This window comes from Erythrobacter litoralis, assembly GCF_001719165.1.
Classification (GTDB): Bacteria; Pseudomonadota; Alphaproteobacteria; order Sphingomonadales; family Sphingomonadaceae; genus Erythrobacter; species Erythrobacter litoralis.
Genome location: NZ_CP017057.1, coordinates 2,558,728 through 2,576,110, shown reverse-complemented (window position 1 = coordinate 2,576,110; position 17,383 = coordinate 2,558,728). Strand labels below are relative to the sequence as shown.

The following is a 17,383-nucleotide window of genomic DNA, read 5'->3' as shown; positions in this document are numbered from 1 at the left end:
GGAAAGTCTCGACCTAACCGACGGCTCGAGTTCCGCCCACATCCGCTCATTCGCAGCCTCTCATGCCTGTTCCTTAAGCGGCCCCGCCAGAAGGGGAGTCGGGACCTAGCCCAGCCGTGCCAGCGCCGCCTCCAGCCTCTCGATCTCGCTCGTGTGGTGGGCATGGTCCTCGCGCGCCTTTTCGACCGCTTCGGGTTTGGCCTTCTCGACGAAGTTCGGGTTGCCGAGCCGGCCTTCGAGCGATTTTGCCTCCTTGCGGCTCGCCTCCAGCGCCTTGGCGAGGCGCGCTTTTTCCGCTTCGATGTCGATGATGCCTTCGAGCGGGATGACGAACACGTCCGCCCCTTCAGATCCTGCCTGCGCCGTCACCTGCATCGCGGGGCCTTGCGGGGCCTCGCCGAGCGTCACCGGCGTCAGCCGGGCGAGGCGTTCGATCGCTGCGCTGGAGCGCTCGATCGTGCTCGCGGCGAGATCGGAAGGGGACGGCACGAAGGCCGCCAGCTTCGCGCCGGGCGCGATGCCGAGCTCGTTTTTCGCCGAGCGGACATTGGTGGTGAGGTCGATCACCCAGTCGATCGCGTCGGTCGCTGCCTTGCTGACTTCGGCATCGGGTTCGGGCCACTTCGCGACTATCAGCTCATAGGGCCGCTTCGCGCCCGCTAGCTCGGCCTGCGAGTGCCACAGCTCCTCGGTGATGAAGGGCATGAACGGATGCAGCATGACGAGGATCTGGTCGAGCGCCCAGCCTGCGACCTCGCGCGTCTCGACCGCCGGCATGGCATCCGGGTCTGCCCCTTCGCCAAAGACCGGCTTGATCAGTTCGAGATACCAGTCGCAGAACCGGTCCCACACGAAATGGTAGATCGCGCTGGCCGCCGCATCGAAGCGCAGGTCTTCCATCGCCTTCTCGATCGCGCGGGCGGTTTCGGCGACTTCGCCGATGATCCACTGGTTCGCCGCGAGCCGCGCGGTCGGGGCCTTCACGGAACCCGACGCGCCGATCCCGTTCGACTGGCAGAAACGCGCCGCGTTCCACAGCTTGGTCGCGAAATTGCGGTATCCCTCGATCCGCTTTTCATCCATCTTGATGTCGCGGCCCTGGCTTTCCATCGCCGCCATGAAGAAGCGCAGCGCATCCGCGCCGTACTGGTCGATGAGGCCCAATGGGTCGACGACATTGCCCTTGGACTTCGACATCTTCTGCCCGTCGGGCGCGCGCACGAGGCCGTGAAGATAGAGCCGGTCCCAGGGCCGCTCGCCGGTATTGTAATAGCCCCACATCAGCATCCGCGCGTCCCAGAAGAACAGGATGTCGAAGCCGCTGATGAGCAGCGAATTGGGATAATGCTTTTCGAACAGGTCGGTCTTGTCCGGCCAGCCCAGCGTAGCAAAGGGCCACAAGGCGGAGGAGAACCACGTATCGAGCACGTCGGCGTCCTGCTGCAGCGCGACGCCTTCGCCCGCCTGGGCCTGCGCCTCTTCATAGGTTTCCGCGACGAAGACCTCTCCGTCGAGACTGAACCAGGCGGGGATCCGGTGGCCCCACCACAGCTGGCGCGAGATGCACCAGGGCAGGATGTTCTCCATCCAGTTGAAGAAGGTCTTTTCCCAGCTTGCAGGCACGATTTCGACCTCGCCCGAACGCACCGCCTCGATCGGGCGCTTGGCGAGCTTTTCGACATCGACATACCACTGGTCGGTCAGCCAGGGTTCGATCACCACGCCGCCGCGGTCGCCGAATGGCGTCGCGATCTGGCGCGGTTCGGCGTCCATCTCGACCTCCTCGCCCTTCTTGGTCTTCGCGACATGCGGGATGAGGCAGCCGAGCTCCTTCATCCGCTCGACCACCAGTTCGCGCGCCCCCTTTTCCTCGCTCGCGACCTTTTCGCGGCGGAAGCGGTGGAGGCCGATGAATTCCTGCGGGATCAGGCCGTCGGCGGTCTGGACCACGTTGGCATCGCCATCAAACATGTTGAGCATGTCGGCGGGCGCGATGCCGGCGCGTTTTCCGACCTCGAAATCGTTGAAATCGTGCCCCGGCGTGATCTTCACCGCACCGCTGCCGAGTTCGGGATCGGCGTGCTCGTCGGCGACGATCGGCACGCGGCGGCCGGTGATGGGCAGGATGACATGCTTGCCGACGACCGAGGCGTAACGTTCGTCCTCAGGGTGGACTGCGACCGCCATGTCGGCGAGCATCGTTTCGGGACGAGTGGTCGCGACCTCGATGTAATCGCGCCCGTCATCTAGCGTGACGCCGTCCTCGAGCGGGTATTTGAAATGCCAGAAATTGCCCGAGATCGTCTGCTGCTCGACCTCCAGGTCGGAGATCGCGGTGCGCAGTTTCGGGTCCCAGTTCACCAGCCGCTTGTCGCGATAGATGAGGCCGTCATTGTAGAGATCGACGAAGACCCTGGTGACGGCCTTGGTGAAATGCGGGTCCATCGTGAACTGTTCTCTCGACCAGTCCATCGAACAGCCAAGGCGGCGCAGCTGGCCCGTGATCGAGCCGCCGCTCTCCTCCTTCCATTGCCACACCTTCTCGACGAATTCCTCGCGGGTGTAGTTGGTGCGCTTGTCCTGCCGCGTCTCCAGCTGGCGTTCGACCACCATCTGCGTTGCGATCCCCGCATGGTCCATCCCGACCACCCACAGCGCGTCCTTGCCACGCAGGCGCTCATAACGGATCACGATGTCCTGCAGCGTGTTGTCCAGCGCATGGCCGATATGGAGCGAGCCGGTCACATTGGGCGGCGGATTGACGATGGTGAAGGCCTCGGCATCCGGCCGCTCGGGCCGGAAACAGCCGTTCGTCTCCCAATGTTCGTACCAGCGTGCCTCTATCTCGGCGGGGTTGAAAGTGGTGGGTAGGGTCATGTTTTCTCTTGTCGTTGCCCGGACCATCCCCCGTCCGGCGGTGCATTTCTTCGCTTCCCCATGCCAAAGCCCCTTGTGCGGCGCAACACGTGTGACGGCCGCCCCCGCGTCAGGGTGTTGCGGCCGCGCCGCTTTGTCCGCATAGCGTCACGCGATGGATGAGGCAGCGCATTACGAGCTAGAAGAGGGCCCCGGAGAGGATGGCCGCCGCCTTGTCCTGTCCGGGCCGCTGCTGATCTCCACCGTCGGGCGGATCGAACCGGAACTGCGCCGGCTATCCGGGGAAATCGGGGTCATCGACCTGTCCGGCGTGACCGAGATCGACACGGTCGGCGTCTGGGTGGCCACTCGCCTCGCCGATGAACATTCCGCACGGATCGAGGGAGCGGACGAGCGCGCCGGCCACCTGCTCGATGCGATCCAGGGCATGGGCGGCGAAGGCATCGCCGAGGAGCGCTCCCCTGTCTGGGAGCGCGTGCCCATCGCGACCGGAGAAAAGGTCTTTGCCGCGCGCGCGGGCGTGATCGGCGTGGTCGGCTTCTTCGGCCAGGTCCTACTCGCCTTCCTGACGATCCTGATCAACCCCTCGCGCTTTCCCCACCGCGCGCTGGTGCGCCAGATGGAACTCGTCGGCGTCGCCGCGCTGCCGATCATCGGCCTGATGAGTTTCCTCATCGGGGTCGTCATCGCCCAGCAGGGCGCGGTGCAGCTCGAACAGTTCGGGGCCGAATCGCTCACCATCAATCTCGTCGGGCGGATCACCCTGCGTGAGCTGGGCGTGCTGATGACCGCGATCATGGTGGCGGGTCGTTCGGGCAGCGCCTTTGCCGCGCAATTGGGCACGATGAAGCTGACAGAGGAGATCGACGCGATGCGCACGATCGGCATTTCCCCGATCGAGGCGCTGGTCCTGCCGCGCATCATGGCAGCGACCTTCATGATGATCGTGCTCGGCTTCTATGCCTCGATGGTCGCGATCGTGGGCGGGGCGGTGGTCGGCCAGTTCGCGCTCGGCATACCCTTCTTCACCTTCCTCGAGCGGATCCAGGAGGTCGTGCCGACCTATGACCTTTGGGTCGGGCTTATCAAGGCGCCGGTGTTCGGCCTCATTGTCGCGCTTGCAGGGTGCTATCACGGAATGCAGGTGCGCGGGAATTCGGAGGAAGTCGGCAGTCGCACCACGCTTGCGGTGGTCTCGGCAATCTTCGCGGTGATCGTGATCGACGCCTTCTTCGCCGTGTTCTTCACCGAGATCGGCTGGGGTTGAGCCATGGCGGGCAAACGCGATCCCGGCCACGAACGCCATTCCGACGACCCGCCCATCGTGGTCGAGGGGCTGGTCAACCGATTCGGCGATTTCACCGTGCACGACGGTCTCGACCTCACCGTGAACCGCGGCGAGATCCTCGGCGTCGTCGGCGGGTCGGGCTCCGGCAAATCGGTGCTGATGCGCTCGATCATCGGACTGCAACAGCCAACCGCGGGTCATATCGACGTGCTCGGCCATGCCATCACCGAGGTCGATCCCGATGCAAGCGTGGGGGTACGCAGCCGCTGGGGCGTGCTGTTCCAGGGCGGCGCGCTGTTCTCGACGCTGACGGTTGGCGAGAATGTCGAGGCCCCGCTCAAGCAGTTCTATCCCGAACTCTCGGACGACTTGCGGCGCGAGATCGCGCGCTACAAGGTGCTGCTCTCGGGCCTTCCCGAAAGCGCGGTGACCAAGTATCCGAGCGAATTGTCGGGCGGGATGAAGAAGCGCGCCGGGCTTGCCCGCGCCCTTGCGCTCGATCCGGAACTGCTTTTCCTCGACGAGCCGACAGCTGGCCTTGACCCGATCGGGGCGGCCAAGTTCGACCGGCTGACGGTGGACCTTCGCGACACGCTCGGTCTTACCGTCTTTCTCATCACCCACGACCTCGACACTCTCTACGAAGCCTGCGACCGGGTCGCGGTGATCGCCGAGAAGAAGATCATCGCGGTTGGCACGATCCCCGAACTGGTCGAGACCGGGCATCTCTGGATCGAGGAATATTTCAATGGGCCGCGCGGGCGCGCGGCGCAGGGCGCTCACCAGCGCAGCCGCGATGCAGGGACCAGCGCATGAGGCGAGCGAGGCATGGACAAGCCCCCCCGCCCGCGTTCATAGGGACGCTCATGGAAGTAGGCTGCTAGATGGAAACGCGGGCGAACCACCTCTGGGTCGGCGCGGTGACGCTGGTGCTGCTCGCGGCGCTGGCGGCCTTCATCGTGTGGCTGACCCGCGCGGGCGAGGGCTCGCAGAGCGAATACGACATCTTCTATGGTCAGACCGTCTCGGGCCTTGCGCGCGGGAGCCAGGTCTCCTTCGCGGGCGTTCCGGTCGGCCAGGTGTCCGACATCGCGCTTTCAGAAGACGATCCCGAATTTGTGCGCGTGCGCATACGGGTGCAGGAAGACGTGCCGATCCTTGTCGGGACCACGGCGACGATCCAGTCCAGCTTCACCGGGGTTTCGACCATCCTGCTCGATGGCGCGCGTAAGAACGCGCCCGCGATCACCTGCGAGACAACCGCCTGCCCCGAAGGCCGGCCGGTCATCCCGCCCAAGGACGGCGGCATCAACGCGCTGCTCAATTCGGCGCCGGTCCTGCTCGAACGACTCGCCACCCTGACCGAAAATCTCAACCTCCTGCTGGGCCCGGAAAACCAGAAGGAGATCACCAATATCCTCTACAACACCGATCGGCTGACGGCGGGGCTCGCGGATGCGACGCCCGAACTGAAGGCCAATCTCGAGGAATTCCGCGTCTCGATGCAGGAATTCAACGAGACGATGGAGGCGATCCAGGACCTCACCCGCAGCACCGACGAACTGGTGCAGGGTGAAGGCTCATCGCTCGCCGAAGAGCTGCGCAGCACGCTGCAATCGGCATCGAAGGCGGCCGACGCGCTCGCGGTGACGCTCGAGGATGTGCGGCCGGCGACGCGGCAATTGCGCGAAGGCACGCTGCCCGCCGCCGAGGCGACCTTGCAGGACCTGCGCGCGACCAGCCGCTCGCTTCGCTCGATAACCGAGAAGCTCGAAAGCGAAGGCGTCGGCGCGCTGGTCGAGGGCCGGACGCTTCCGGATTACGAGGATTAGGGCAATGAAGCGAACCATGAGAGCACGCAGCATTGCATTGGCGGGCCTTGCCGCAGGCACGCTGGCAGTCGCCGGCTGCGTCAGCATTGGCGGAGGCGAACCGCCCGAAAGCCTGCTCACGCTGACCTCGACTGCGACCGCGCCGCAGGGATCGGGCGCGCGCGCCGGGGGGCAGGCGAGCGAGGGCGCGATCGCGGTGATGACGCCCGAAGCCCCTGCCAAGCTCGACGTCCTGCGCGTGCCGGTGACGGTGAGCGAGACCGAGATCGCCTATCTCAAGGACGCCTATTGGGTCGAAAAGCCGGCTCGCCTGTTCCGCCGCCTGCTCGGTGAGACCCTGCGCACGCGGACCGATGCGCTCATCATCGACAGCGACGACAGCCCGACCGAACCGCGCGTAAAGCTGCGCGGCATGCTGATCGACATGGGCTATGATGCATCGACCGGCTCTGCCGTGGTGCGTTTCAATGCGGTGCGTAGCGATATCGACGGAAACACCGTGTCGCGCCGGTTCGAGGCGATCGAAAGCGGTGTCGCGGCGGATGCGGGCGCTGTCGGCCCGGCCCTGAACCGCGCCGCCAACCGCGTCGCCGCCGATGTCGCGGACTGGATCGCCGGCGGCGCGTAAGGCCTAAGGCTTAACCCGCTGCGAGCCTCGCAAAGCGCCAGGCGGCAAGAAAATCGGCCTCGCGCCGCGCCCGCCGTGCCTCCGCCTCGTAATCGCGGCCCCACAATTGCGCCTGCCATTCCTCCTCAAGGCTCGCCGCCTGCCACAAACCGCGCGCCGTATCCTCGTCGGCGCTCTCCTCGCCGAGCGCCGAAAGCCCGATGACGAGCGAAGCGGAAAGCGACGCCATGGCTTCGAGCGCGGCAAGACGGAACGGGTTTTCCTCGAGCATCCGGGTGTGCAGTCGCTCCATCTGCTTCGGGTCCTGCGGGCGGTGAACGACCCCGCTCACCCGCACCAGCACCGCGCCCTCGCGGCGTTCGAAGGCGGAAAGAAGCGGTTCCCAGACCTGCTCCTGCCGCTCGAACAGAGGCTCGTCCGGCTCGGCGCGGTAGCACAGCGTGTCGGTCTCTCCGTAGGCGAGGAGCTTGCCCGCGACCGCTTGCGGCGAGGGCGCGACCACGTCGATCGCGTAGTCGGCCATGTCGCGCAGCGGAAAGGCCTTTGGATCGATTCTCTCGCCCGCGCCGTCCCATTCCGCCGCGAGCGCCTGCGCGAGCGGCTCGCTCGGGACGATCTGGGGCCTGCCCTGCTGGGTGCGGATGGGTCGCGTGTCGAGCGTGACCTGCCAGCCGCCCTGCGCCTGGGCGAGGGATACCTTGTCGTAGAAACGCTTCATTCCCCGCGGCTCCGACCGCCCTCGTCTTCCGAGCGTTTCCAGCGGCGCACCATCAGCGTGGGCAGGAAGAAGAAGGCAAGGAGCCCGGCAACGGCAAGGAAGGCGCCCAGCCACCACGGCCCGCCGATTACCTTTCGCGCGATCATCAGGCCGATCAGCAACACCGCTATGCCGCCGATCCGCACCGCGTTCATCGCGATGTAGCGCCGCCGCGCGGTTTCCTCCTGCGGGCTCACGACGGGCGTTCCAGCAACTCGGCCAGCAACTCGGCGAGCTCCGCGGCCGTGCCAGCGACCCCGCGCGCGCCCGTGGCGAGGAGCTCGGACGCGTCGTGATAGCCCCACGCGACCCCGATCGCCGGCACTCGGGCTGCGGCGGCCATCTGCATGTCGAAACTGGTATCGCCGATCATCACCGCTTCCTCCGGCTGTGCCCCCGCTTCGAAGAGCGCCGCTTCGAGCATGGCGGGATGCGGCTTTGACGGATGTCGGTCGGCGGTCTGGAGCGAGACGAACAGGTCGGCGATGCCGTGCACCGCGAGGCAGGCGGCCAGCCCGCGATCCGACTTGCCGGTCGCCACCGCGAGACTCCATCCGGCTTCGTGCAGCCGCGCGAGCAATTCGGCGATCCCGTCGAACAGTGGTTCGTCGAGCAGGCCCTCCTCGCGCCGGGCACGGAAGCTCGACTTGTAGAACTCGGTAACTTCGCGCGCCTTTCCCTCGTCAAGGCCAGGGGCGAGTTCGCGCACCGCGACCGTCAGGCTCAGCCCGACCATTCGGCGCACGAGGGCAGGCTCGGGCGGGAGGAGCCCGGCGCGGATGAAGGCGCGCTCCATCGCCCAGCAGACATCGGCCTGCCCGTCGACAAGCGTCCCGTCGCAATCGAACACGGCCAATTTCGTGCGAGGGCGAGTCACACTGTGCCCTCCCGCACCAGCCGCGCCAGTTCGGCGGCGCCCGCGTCCTCCAGCCCTGCCGCGATGCGCGCGCGCTCGGCCGGGCGTTTCCTCTGCGACAGCTTGGCGGTCGGCCGGGACGCCTCGATCGCGAGCTCGAAACCGACGATCCCGCGGAACAGGCCGGACCAGGTTCGCTCGGACGATTCCTGCGCCTGCCATGTTTCGCCGCCGAGCCGCGCCTCGTGCTTTTCTATGGCGGCGTGCAGGAAGGCCTCGAGCTCCCCGTCCGTCATGCGCCTGACCGTGCCCTCGATCTCGAGCGCGACATAATCCCAGGTCGGCACCGTGTCGCGATTGTCGTACCAGCGCGGCGAAACATAGGCGTCCGGCCCGTTGACCACGATCAGCGCCCGCGCGCCTTCGAGATGGTCGGAAAGGTCGTTGCTGCGGGCGAGATGGAAGCGCACCGCGCCCTCGCCCGCGCGAAGCAGCGGCGTGTGTGCGACCCGCGGGCCGCGGGGGGTGGGGGCGAAGACCATGCCGAAGCAGGCCCCGTCGATCAGGGTCTCGGACAGGACGCGGTCGTCGCTTCGATAGGCGGGATCGGGATGCATCAGCGCCCCTTTCCGGTGCCCTTCGGCTTGCCCTTCCTGCCCTTAGTACCGGCCTTCTTCGCATCACCGCGCGCGCGGCGGGGCGCGCGGGTCTCCTTGCGCGCCTGCTTGAAATGGCGGCGGGCGGCGAGCTTCTTTTCGGCCGGCGTGCGTTCGGGCGGTTCGTCGCGGATCGGCGCGGCGTCGGACAGGGCGGGGTCAAAGCCCAGCGATTCCATGCTCGCGGCGAAATGTTCGGGCAGGTCAGCCGTCACGTCGAGCTTGCCGCCCGCATTGCCCTTGCTTTCGGGCGTGCCGATGATGAGCCGGCGGGCGTGGAGGTGCATCTTGCGGCTGATCGCTCCGGTCAGGAAGGCGTCCTGTCCGCCATATTTGCCGTCGCCCACGATCGGATGACCGATCGCCGCCATGTGGACGCGCAACTGGTGCGTGCGCCCGGTGAGCGGTTCCAGTTCGACCCAGGCCGCCTTTTGCCCGGCGCGTTCTACCACGCGGTAGCGGGTTTTCGCGGACTGCCCGTTCTCCTCGTCGACATGCATCTTCTCGCCGCCGGCCCCGGGTTGCTTGGCGAGCGGGGCGTCGATCGTGCCTTCGCGCACGTCAGGCACGCCGACGACGAGCGCCCAATAGATCTTGCGCGCCGAACGGCCCGAGAACCGCTTGGAATAGCTTGCCGCGCTGCCCGGCGTCTTCGCCACCAGCAGGACGCCTGACGTGTCCTTGTCGAGCCGATGGACGAGGCGCGGGCGCGGCTCGTCCCCTTCCACGAAAGCGTCGAGCAGGCCGTCGACGTGCTTCGTCGTCTTGATGCCGCCCTGCGTCGCGAGCCCAGGAGGCTTGTTGAACACGAGCGCGGAGGGCGTCTCGCGGATCACCATGGCGCGCGCCTCGGCGATCTCGGCCTCGGTCAGCTCGCGGCGCTTGGGCGGCGGCTTGCCGCCTTTCGCCTCGCCGCCCGGAGGCACGCGCAGGACCTGCCCGGCAGCGAGCCGGTCCTCGGGCTTTGCGCGCTTGCCGTCGACCCGGATCTGCCCGGTGCGCGCCCAGCGCGAGACGGTGGCGAAGCCGACGCGCGGCAGGTTGCGCTTGAACCAGCGGTCGAGGCGGATGCCGTCATCGTCCGGCGAAATGGTGAACTGGCGCACCTCGTCGGAGGGGCCTTTGCGGTCCTGTTCGCTCATGCCATGCCCCGCATCAGGACAAGCCCGAACCAGAGCGCCCCGAGGCCCGCCGCGACCGAGAAGCCGGCATAGAAAAGCGCCAGCCCCGCCGAGCCGCGTTCCATCAGCAGCAGCATTTCGAGGCTGAAGGCGCTGAAAGTGGTGAATCCGCCTAGCAGGCCGACGCCGAGCAGGAGGCGCAACGCCTCGCTGCCCCCGCCGCTGCGCGCCAGCCAGCCGAAGAGGAGACCCATCGCACCGCAGCCGATCACGTTGGCGGCGAGCGTCGCCCAGGGGAATTGCCCGATCTGCATCGGGCCCAGCGCATGGGTGATCGCCCGCCCCAACTGGTAGCGGCCCAATGCGCCCAGTGCGCCGCCGGTCATGACCAGCAGCGAGGCGAGGAGAGGAGTGGGGGCAATCGCGTGCATCGCTCCCGCCCCCTTAGCGCCGAGCGCGCGCCATGCCTAGCGCATGCGGCGGACTACCTGTAGGAAACCTTGCAATTCCGCCGCTCCTGCGGTATTACGGGTCATCGAAAGCGCGCGTCCCGGGGGAAACCTGCTGGATTCGCGCCCGTTTTAGCGTCCAATTTGTGCGCATTCCCGCCGATTCGGGCGGGCTCGGCGCGTTTGAAAGAGGTAGTCAGCGTTTATGCAAATCATCGTCCGCGATAACAATGTCGACCAGGCCCTTCGTGCTCTGAAGAAGAAGCTCCAGCGCGAGGGCGTTTATCGCGAGATGAAGCTGCGCCGTCACTACGAAAAGCCGAGCGAGAAGCGTGCCCGTGAAAAGGCCGCCGCCGTGCGCCGCGCGCGCAAACTCGAGCGTAAGCGGGCGGAGCGCGACGGGGGCAAGTGATCCCGTTTGCCGCGCAGTGCCCGGACTTTCGCTCCGGGCCAGGGCGTGGCGCTTTCCGGACGCTCGCGCTGCCTTCGCGTAGCGCTTGAATCCCCCAACCGATTGAGCCATCAGGGCGCGGCAAACATCCGCGCCCTTTTGCTTGTGCGGCGCGCCTCTCGACACCAGGAAACACGCTCAATGGCCGAAGTAACCCGCGTTCCCATCCAGCCTGTCGCCAAGGGCTCGCTCACGAAACTGTGGCTCGGCGTGATACTCGCCGTGCTGATCGGCGGCGGGCTCGCCTTTGCCGCCATGCCCAAGGGCCTCGACGTCGAAACGCTGGTCGAAGGTGAGGGCCCGACGATCGCGGTCGGCGACGTCGCCTGGGTGAAATACACCGGCAAGCTCGCTTCCACTGGCGAAGTCTTCGACCAGACCCAGGAACTCCCCCCGCAGATCGCCGATGTCGTGCGCTCGATCTTCCCGGAAGGCTCGCCCTGGGAAATGCAGGAAGGGGCGATGATCCCGGGCTTCTTCAACGGCCTGCTGCAGATGAGAAAAGGCGGGAAGTACGAGCTCTTCATCCCCGCCGACCAGGCCTATGGCGACCAGCCACCGCCCGGATCGCCGATCCCGCCGAATGCTGATCTCATCTTCGAGATCGAGGTGACCGACATCATGAGCCAGGAGAAATACGAGCGCGACATGGCGATCCTGCAGTCGATGATGCAGTCGCAGATGGGCGGACCTCCGGGTGCCGCCGGGCCGCAGGGTCCGCCGCCGGTTCTGCCCGAAGGCGAGTAAAGGGAGGCTTCATGTCCGTAACCCGCGAACAGGTCGCCAAGATCGCGTCGCTCGCCCGCATCCGCATGACCGACGAAGAGCTCGACCGGATGGCGCCCGAACTCTCGCAGATCCTCGACTGGGTCGAACAGCTCGGCGAGGTCGATGTCACAGGCGTCGAGCCGATGACCGCCGTCATTCCCAACACGCTGCGCCTGCGCGCCGACGAGGTCGATGCCGATCCGCTTACGGGCGGCAATCGCCGCGAGGACGTGCTCGCCAATGCGCCGGTTGCCGAACACGGCTTTTTCGGCGTGCCGAAGGTGATCGAATAGAAATGACCGACCTCACTCAACTGGGTATCAAGGCGATCCGCGACGGCGTGCGCGTCGGAGAATTCACCGCGCGCGAAGTGGCGGAAGCCTTCAACGCAGCGGTCGCCGAGGCGGCCGAATTGAACGCCTTCATCGTCACCACCCCCGGACACGCGCTCGCCGCGGCGGACGAGGTCGACCAGGCGCGCGCCGCCGGGGACGAGCTCGGCGCGATGGCGGGCGTGCCGATCGGGATGAAGGACCTGTTCGCCACGCGCGGCGTCCAGACCAGCGCGGCGAGCCACATCCTCGAAGGCTTCAGGCCCGAGTATGAAAGCACCGTCAGCCAGAACCTCTGGAAGGCGGGCGCGGGAATGCTCGGCAAGCTCAATCTCGATCAGTTCGCGATGGGTTCGTCGAACGAGACCAGCCATTTCAGCAATGTCGCCTCGCCGTGGCGCAAGGCGGGCTCGAACCAGCCGATGAGCCCGGGCGGCTCGTCGGGCGGGTCCTCCAGCGCAGTCGCCGCGCGGATCGCGCCGGCTGCGACCGGGACCGACACCGGCGGCTCGATCCGGCAACCGGCCGCCTTCACCGGCATCTGCGGAATCAAGCCGACCTATGGCCGCTGCTCGCGCTGGGGCGTGGTCGCCTTCGCCTCCTCGCTCGACCAGGCCGGGCCGATGGCAAGGTCTGTGGAGGATTGCGCGATCATGCTGGGCGCAATGGCCGGTTTCGATTCGAAGGACGCGACGAGCCTCGACATGCCGGTGCCCGACTGGGGAGGCGCGCTCTCCAGCGACCTGCGCGGCAAGAAGATCGGCATCCCCGAGGAATATCGCCGCGAGGGGACCGATCAGGCGATCCTCGATGCATGGGAGCAGGGCAAGGCATGGCTCAAGGACGCGGGGGCCGAGATCGTCGATGTCTCGCTGCCGCACACGAAATACGCGCTGCCCGCCTATTACATCATCGCGCCAGCCGAAGCCTCTTCGAACCTCGCGCGCTATGACGGCGTGCGCTACGGCCTGCGCGAACTGCCGGAAGGCGCGGGGCTGCAGGATATGTACGCCGAAACGCGTGAGGCCGGCTTCGGCGACGAGGTCAAGCGGCGCATTTTGATCGGGACCTATGTGCTCTCGGCTGGCTTCTACGATGCCTATTACAACCAGGCGCAGAAGGTCCGTGCGCTGGTCGCCCGCGATTTCGAGCGCGCCTTTGGCGAAGTCGACCTGATCCTCGCGCCGACGACGCCCACGGCAAGCTTTCCGCTGGGTTCGATGAACGAAGACCCGCTGACGATGTATCTGAACGACGTCTTCGCGGTCCCCGCCTCGCTTGCCGGGCTTCCGGCGATGAGCGTGCCCGCCGGGCTCAACCCCGATGGCCTGCCGCTGGGGCTGCAGCTGGTGGGCAAGCCTTTCGACGAGCAGAGTGTGCTCGATGCGGGGCTCGCGATCGAACAGCGGGCGGGCTTTACTGCAGCGCCGGAGAAATGGTGGTGAGCGACGAGTTCGCCCTGACGGTGGTGGGGATCGGCATCATACTCGCCGTGCCGCTGACTTTCATGGTGGCAAATTGGGTACGCAAGAATGTCGACCATGGCGAAGCGCGCTTCGACAGTTCGGGCAAGTTGATTTCGGACAAAGAGAAAAGCGATGAGTGAATACCGCATCCATGGAGCAACCGGCGAATGGGAGGTCGTGATCGGCCTCGAGGTGCACGCGCAGGTGACGAGCAACGCCAAGCTGTTCTCCGGCGCCTCGACCGCGTTCGGGGCAGAGCCGAACACGCAGGTCAGCCTGATCGACGCGGCCATGCCGGGAATGCTGCCCGTGCCGAACCGCGAATGCATCCGCCAGGCGGTGCGCACCGGCATGGCGATCGAGGCGGAAATCCACAGATGGAGCCGGTTCGACCGCAAGAATTACTTCTACGCCGACCTTCCGCAGGGCTACCAGATCAGCCAGCTCTATCACCCTCTCGTGGGCGAGGGGCAGCTGCTGATCGAGGCGGACGAGAAGGCCGGGATTCCCGAAGACAAGATCATCGGCATTGAACGCATCCATGTCGAACAGGACGCGGGCAAGCTGATGCACGACCAGCACCCGACCATGAGCTATGTCGACCTCAATCGCTGCGGCGTCGCGCTGATGGAAATCGTCTCGCGCCCCGACATGCGCTCGCCCGCCGAGGCCGGAGCATACGTGCGCAAGTTGCGCAGCATCCTGCGCTATGTCGGAAGCTGCGACGGGAACATGGAAGAAGGCTCGATGCGCGCCGACGTCAACGTGTCGGTTCGCCGTCCGGGCGAGGAATTCGGCACCCGGACCGAGACGAAGAACGTCAATTCGGTCCGTTTCGTCATGCAGGTCATCGAATACGAGGCCAACCGCCAGGTCGACGTGATCGAGGGCGGCGGGACGGTCGACCAGGAAACGCGCCTGTTCGATGTCGCGACGGGCACGACCCGCACCATGCGGTCGAAGGAAGACGCGCACGACTATCGCTACTTCCCCGATCCCGACCTGCTGCCGCTGGAGCTCGACGACAGCTTCCTCGAGGAATGCCGCGCTTCGCTCCCCGAACTGCCGGACGCCAAGCGCCGCCGTTACGAGGAAGAGCTCGGCCTCACCCCCTACAATGCGCGCGAACTCACCGCCGAGGTCGAGACCTACGCCCGCTTCGAAACGCTGCTCGCAGCCACCGCCGCCAGGATCGGCAAACCCGAAGCCGAGGTCGCGACGCAGGTCGCCAACTGGGCGCTCTCGGTCGCGCCGGGCGTGGCGAAGGGGCTGGGCGAGGAAGCCGACATGGCCAACGCCACGGCAGAGCGCCAGGCCGCCATCCTCGCCATGCAGGACAAGGGCGAGATTTCCGGCGGCCAGGCCAAGGAAATCTACGAGATCGTCCTCAAGGAAGGCGGCGATCCCGAGACCATCGCCGATGAAAGGGGATTGAAGCAGGTCTCCGACACCGGCGCGATCGAGGCGGCAGTGGACGAAATCCTCGCCAGCAATGCCGACAAGGTCGAGCAATATCGCGGCGGCAAGGACAAGCTGTTCGGCTTCTTCGTCGGCCAGACGATGAAGGCGATGCAGGGCAAGGCGAACCCCGCCGTCGTCAACCAGATCCTCAAGGACAAGCTCGGCTGAGCCGGCACCGATTTACCCAAGAGAGAGAACCCCCACATGACCCGCAAGCTTCTTGCCGCCACCCTGCTTGCTTCGGCGAGCATCGCCCCGCTCTTCGCCCCTGCACAGGCGAAGGAAGGCATGTTCACCCCCGACCAGCTGCAGGAAATCGCCGGCCAGCTCGAGGAAGCCGGCCTCGAGATCGAGGCTGAGGAACTCGCCGATCTCACCGGGTTCCCCATGGGCGCCATCGTGTCGCTGGGCGGGTGTTCGGCGAGCTTCGTCTCGCCCACCGGGCTGGTTGTGACCAACCATCACTGCGCGCGCGGATCGGTGCAGTACAATTCGACCGCCGATAACAACTATCTCGAGAACGGCTTCCTTGCGAACGCTCTGGCGGAGGAACTGCCCGCCGCGCCCGGATCGCGTATCTACGTCACGACGCAGGTCACCGACGTGACCGATCGCATGCGCGCCGGGACCGAGGGCATGGAGCCCTATGAACGCTACGAACTCGTCCAGCAGCGCTCCAAGGACATCACCGCCGAATGCGAAGAGGATGCGGGCTTCCGCTGCCAGGTCGCGAGCTTCTATGGCGGGGCCGAATACAAGCTCATCAAGCGTCTGGAAGTGCGCGATGTGCGGCTCGTCTATGCGCCTGCCGATTCCATCGGCAAGTATGGCGGGGACATCGACAACTGGATGTGGCCGCGCCACACGGGGGACTTCGCGTTCTACCGCGCCTATGTCGCGCCCGACGGTTCGGCAGCGGACTATGCCGAGGAGAACGTCCCCTATGAGCCCGAACACCACCTGAAAGTGAGCGCGGCGGGCCTCGAGGAAGGCGATTTCGTGATGGCCGCGGGCTATCCCGGCTCGACCAGCCGATATACCCTGATGGCCGAGGTCGAGAACACCTTCGGCTGGACCTATCCGACCTTCCAGACCCTGTTGACCGACTGGATCGCGACCATCGAGGAAGCCGCTCCGCAAGGCACGGACGCGCGGGTGAAATACGAATCGCGCCTCGCCGGGCTCAACAATTTCGAGAAGAACCTGCGCGGCCAGATCGAGGGCGCGCGCCGCGTCGGCCTCGTCGAACGGCGGCGGGAGCGCGAAGAGGCTCTGGCGGCATGGATCGCGGCCGATCCCTCGCGTGTGGAATATGGCAAGGCGATCGCCGAACTGGCCGAACTCTCCGAGGAAAGCGCGCAGGCGAGCCGGACGAACTTCTGGTACAACAACGCGACGCGGCCTGCGCTGCTGGGCGTGGCCGAGCGCCTCTATCGCCTGTCGAAGGAGCGCCAGAAGGAGGACGCCCAGCGCGAATCCGGCTACCAGGAACGTGACATGGGTTTCTTCCGCCAGGGCCTCCAGGCGCTTGACCGGCGCTTCGACCCGGCGGTGGACAAGGCCGAGTGGGAGCTTTTCCTGACGGGCTATCTCGCCCAGCCTGTGGACGAACGCGTAGCGGTGCTCGACGAGGCGCTCGGCATCACCGCCGACATGACGCCGGCCGACCTGCCCGCGCTGCTGGACCGTTTTTACGCCGAGACCGAGCTCGACGACGCCGAAACGCGCCTTGCGCTGATGGAGGCGACGCCGCAGCAGCTCGAAGCCTCGGACGATCCGTTCATCGAACTCGCGGTGGCGCTCTACGATTACGGCTTCCAGCTCGAAACCGAAAGCAAGACCCGCGCCGGACTCGCGCTCGCGCTGCGTCCCGCCTACATGGAGGCGATCACCGGCTGGCAGCGCGAAAGCGGCGTGCTGACCTATCCCGACGCCAATTCCACCCTGCGCGTCACCTATGGCGAGGTGCTGGGCGGATCGCCCAGGGACGGGATGGCCTATTATCCCTTCACCACGCTCGAAGGGATCACCGAGAAGGACACTGGCGAGGACCCGTTCAACGCCCCGCAGGACCTGCTCGATACGATCGAGGCGCGCGATTACGGTCCCTACAAGCTTGAAAGCATAGGCTCGGTCCCGGTCAATTTCCTGTCCGACCTCGACTCCACCGGCGGCAATTCCGGCTCGGCCACGCTCAACGCGCGCGCCGAACTGGTCGGCCTGCTGTTCGACGGGACGTTCGAGAGCGTCAATTCCGACTGGGATTTCGATCCGCGCACGACCCGCACGATCCATGTCGACACGCGCTACATGCTGTGGGTCATGGACAAGGTCGACGGCGCCGAGCGGCTGATCGAGGAAATGGACATCGTGCGCTGAGGCAGCGCCCCGGAGCCGCCCTGCCGCGCTTGCCAGCGGGGCGGCTTTCCTCGACATAGGCT

Annotated in this window: 18 protein-coding genes; 11 read left to right on the top strand and 7 right to left on the bottom strand. The window is 66.3% G+C overall.

Features of this window, described 5'->3' with window-relative positions:
* Nucleotides 1–105 precede the first annotated feature (105 nt).
* The gene (locus tag Ga0102493_RS12300; RefSeq protein WP_034903333.1) at nt 106–2,877 is read right to left on the bottom strand and encodes a valine--tRNA ligase; all 2,772 of its coding nucleotides are present in this window, start codon (nt 2,875–2,877) and stop codon (nt 106–108) included.
* 154 nt (nt 2,878–3,031) lie between these two features.
* On the opposite strand from Ga0102493_RS12300, the gene Ga0102493_RS12295 reads away from it, so the two are divergent.
* The 4 genes from Ga0102493_RS12295 (at nt 3,032) to Ga0102493_RS12280 (ending at nt 6,625) form a co-directional block, all read left to right on the top strand.
* Nucleotides 3,032–4,144, top strand: a complete 1,113-nt coding sequence (locus tag Ga0102493_RS12295; RefSeq protein WP_034903336.1) for an ABC transporter permease — start codon at nt 3,032–3,034, stop codon at nt 4,142–4,144.
* A gap of 3 nt (nt 4,145–4,147) precedes the next feature.
* Nucleotides 4,148–4,981: an ABC transporter ATP-binding protein gene (locus Ga0102493_RS12290; RefSeq protein ID WP_034903339.1), complete on the top strand. Its 834-nt coding sequence runs from the start codon at nt 4,148–4,150 to the stop codon at nt 4,979–4,981.
* Between the two features lie 68 nt (nt 4,982–5,049).
* Entirely contained in the window at nt 5,050–5,997 is a 948-nt protein-coding gene (locus Ga0102493_RS12285) for an MlaD family protein (RefSeq protein WP_034903342.1), read from the top strand.
* Nucleotides 5,998–6,013: 16 nt separating this feature from the next.
* Entirely contained in the window at nt 6,014–6,625 is a 612-nt protein-coding gene (locus Ga0102493_RS12280) for an ABC-type transport auxiliary lipoprotein family protein (RefSeq protein ID WP_034903345.1), read from the top strand.
* Nucleotides 6,626–6,635: 10 nt separating this feature from the next.
* Here the strand turns inward: Ga0102493_RS12280 and Ga0102493_RS12275 are convergent, their stop codons facing one another.
* From Ga0102493_RS12275 to Ga0102493_RS12250, 6 genes are read right to left on the bottom strand one after another with little or no spacing between them, the layout of a single operon-like run.
* Nucleotides 6,636–7,343: an ATP12 family chaperone protein gene (locus Ga0102493_RS12275; RefSeq protein ID WP_034903347.1), complete on the bottom strand. Its 708-nt coding sequence runs from the start codon at nt 7,341–7,343 to the stop codon at nt 6,636–6,638.
* Nucleotides 7,340–7,579: a hypothetical protein gene (locus Ga0102493_RS12270; RefSeq protein ID WP_051697910.1), complete on the bottom strand. Its 240-nt coding sequence runs from the start codon at nt 7,577–7,579 to the stop codon at nt 7,340–7,342. The genes Ga0102493_RS12275 and Ga0102493_RS12270 overlap by 4 nt, the downstream gene beginning before the upstream one ends.
* Complete coding sequence (locus Ga0102493_RS12265) at nt 7,576–8,232, bottom strand: HAD-IA family hydrolase (RefSeq protein ID WP_236922221.1); 657 nt, start codon at nt 8,230–8,232, stop codon at nt 7,576–7,578. The genes Ga0102493_RS12270 and Ga0102493_RS12265 overlap by 4 nt, the downstream gene beginning before the upstream one ends.
* Nucleotides 8,233–8,255: 23 nt before the next feature.
* The gene (locus tag Ga0102493_RS12260) at nt 8,256–8,855 is read right to left on the bottom strand and encodes an FMN-binding negative transcriptional regulator (RefSeq protein ID WP_034903354.1); all 600 of its coding nucleotides are present in this window, start codon (nt 8,853–8,855) and stop codon (nt 8,256–8,258) included.
* The gene (locus Ga0102493_RS12255) at nt 8,855–10,036 is read right to left on the bottom strand and encodes an RluA family pseudouridine synthase (protein ID WP_034903357.1); all 1,182 of its coding nucleotides are present in this window, start codon (nt 10,034–10,036) and stop codon (nt 8,855–8,857) included. Before Ga0102493_RS12255 ends, Ga0102493_RS12260 begins: the two co-directional genes overlap by 1 nt.
* On the bottom strand, nt 10,033–10,446 hold the full coding sequence (locus tag Ga0102493_RS12250) for a fluoride efflux transporter FluC (protein WP_034903360.1): 414 nt from the start codon (nt 10,444–10,446) through the stop codon (nt 10,033–10,035). The genes Ga0102493_RS12255 and Ga0102493_RS12250 overlap by 4 nt, the downstream gene beginning before the upstream one ends.
* A 223-nt stretch (nt 10,447–10,669) precedes the next feature.
* On the opposite strand from Ga0102493_RS12250, the gene rpsU reads away from it, so the two are divergent.
* From rpsU to Ga0102493_RS12215, 7 genes are all read left to right on the top strand, one after another.
* Complete coding sequence (gene rpsU / locus Ga0102493_RS12245) at nt 10,670–10,876, top strand: 30S ribosomal protein S21 (RefSeq protein ID WP_034903363.1); 207 nt, start codon at nt 10,670–10,672, stop codon at nt 10,874–10,876.
* A 180-nt stretch (nt 10,877–11,056) separates the two neighbouring features.
* The gene (locus Ga0102493_RS12240) at nt 11,057–11,662 is read left to right on the top strand and encodes an FKBP-type peptidyl-prolyl cis-trans isomerase (RefSeq protein WP_034903365.1); all 606 of its coding nucleotides are present in this window, start codon (nt 11,057–11,059) and stop codon (nt 11,660–11,662) included.
* A gap of 11 nt (nt 11,663–11,673) precedes the next feature.
* Nucleotides 11,674–11,976 (top strand): Asp-tRNA(Asn)/Glu-tRNA(Gln) amidotransferase subunit GatC, encoded by a 303-nt coding sequence (gene gatC / locus Ga0102493_RS12235; protein ID WP_034903367.1) that lies wholly within the window; start codon nt 11,674–11,676, stop codon nt 11,974–11,976.
* 2 nt (nt 11,977–11,978) lie between these two features.
* Nucleotides 11,979–13,460: an Asp-tRNA(Asn)/Glu-tRNA(Gln) amidotransferase subunit GatA gene (gatA, locus tag Ga0102493_RS12230; RefSeq protein WP_034903369.1), complete on the top strand. Its 1,482-nt coding sequence runs from the start codon at nt 11,979–11,981 to the stop codon at nt 13,458–13,460.
* A complete protein-coding gene (locus Ga0102493_RS12225; RefSeq protein ID WP_034903371.1) occupies nt 13,451–13,621 on the top strand; it encodes a hypothetical protein in 171 nt (56 codons plus the stop codon). The genes gatA and Ga0102493_RS12225 overlap by 10 nt, the downstream gene beginning before the upstream one ends.
* Nucleotides 13,614–15,110, top strand: coding sequence for an Asp-tRNA(Asn)/Glu-tRNA(Gln) amidotransferase subunit GatB (gene gatB / locus Ga0102493_RS12220; protein WP_034903374.1), 1,497 nt, complete (start codon nt 13,614–13,616; stop codon nt 15,108–15,110). The genes Ga0102493_RS12225 and gatB overlap by 8 nt, the downstream gene beginning before the upstream one ends.
* A gap of 36 nt (nt 15,111–15,146) precedes the next feature.
* Nucleotides 15,147–17,321: a S46 family peptidase gene (locus Ga0102493_RS12215; RefSeq protein WP_034903377.1), complete on the top strand. Its 2,175-nt coding sequence runs from the start codon at nt 15,147–15,149 to the stop codon at nt 17,319–17,321.
* Nucleotides 17,322–17,383: the final 62 nt, after the last annotated feature.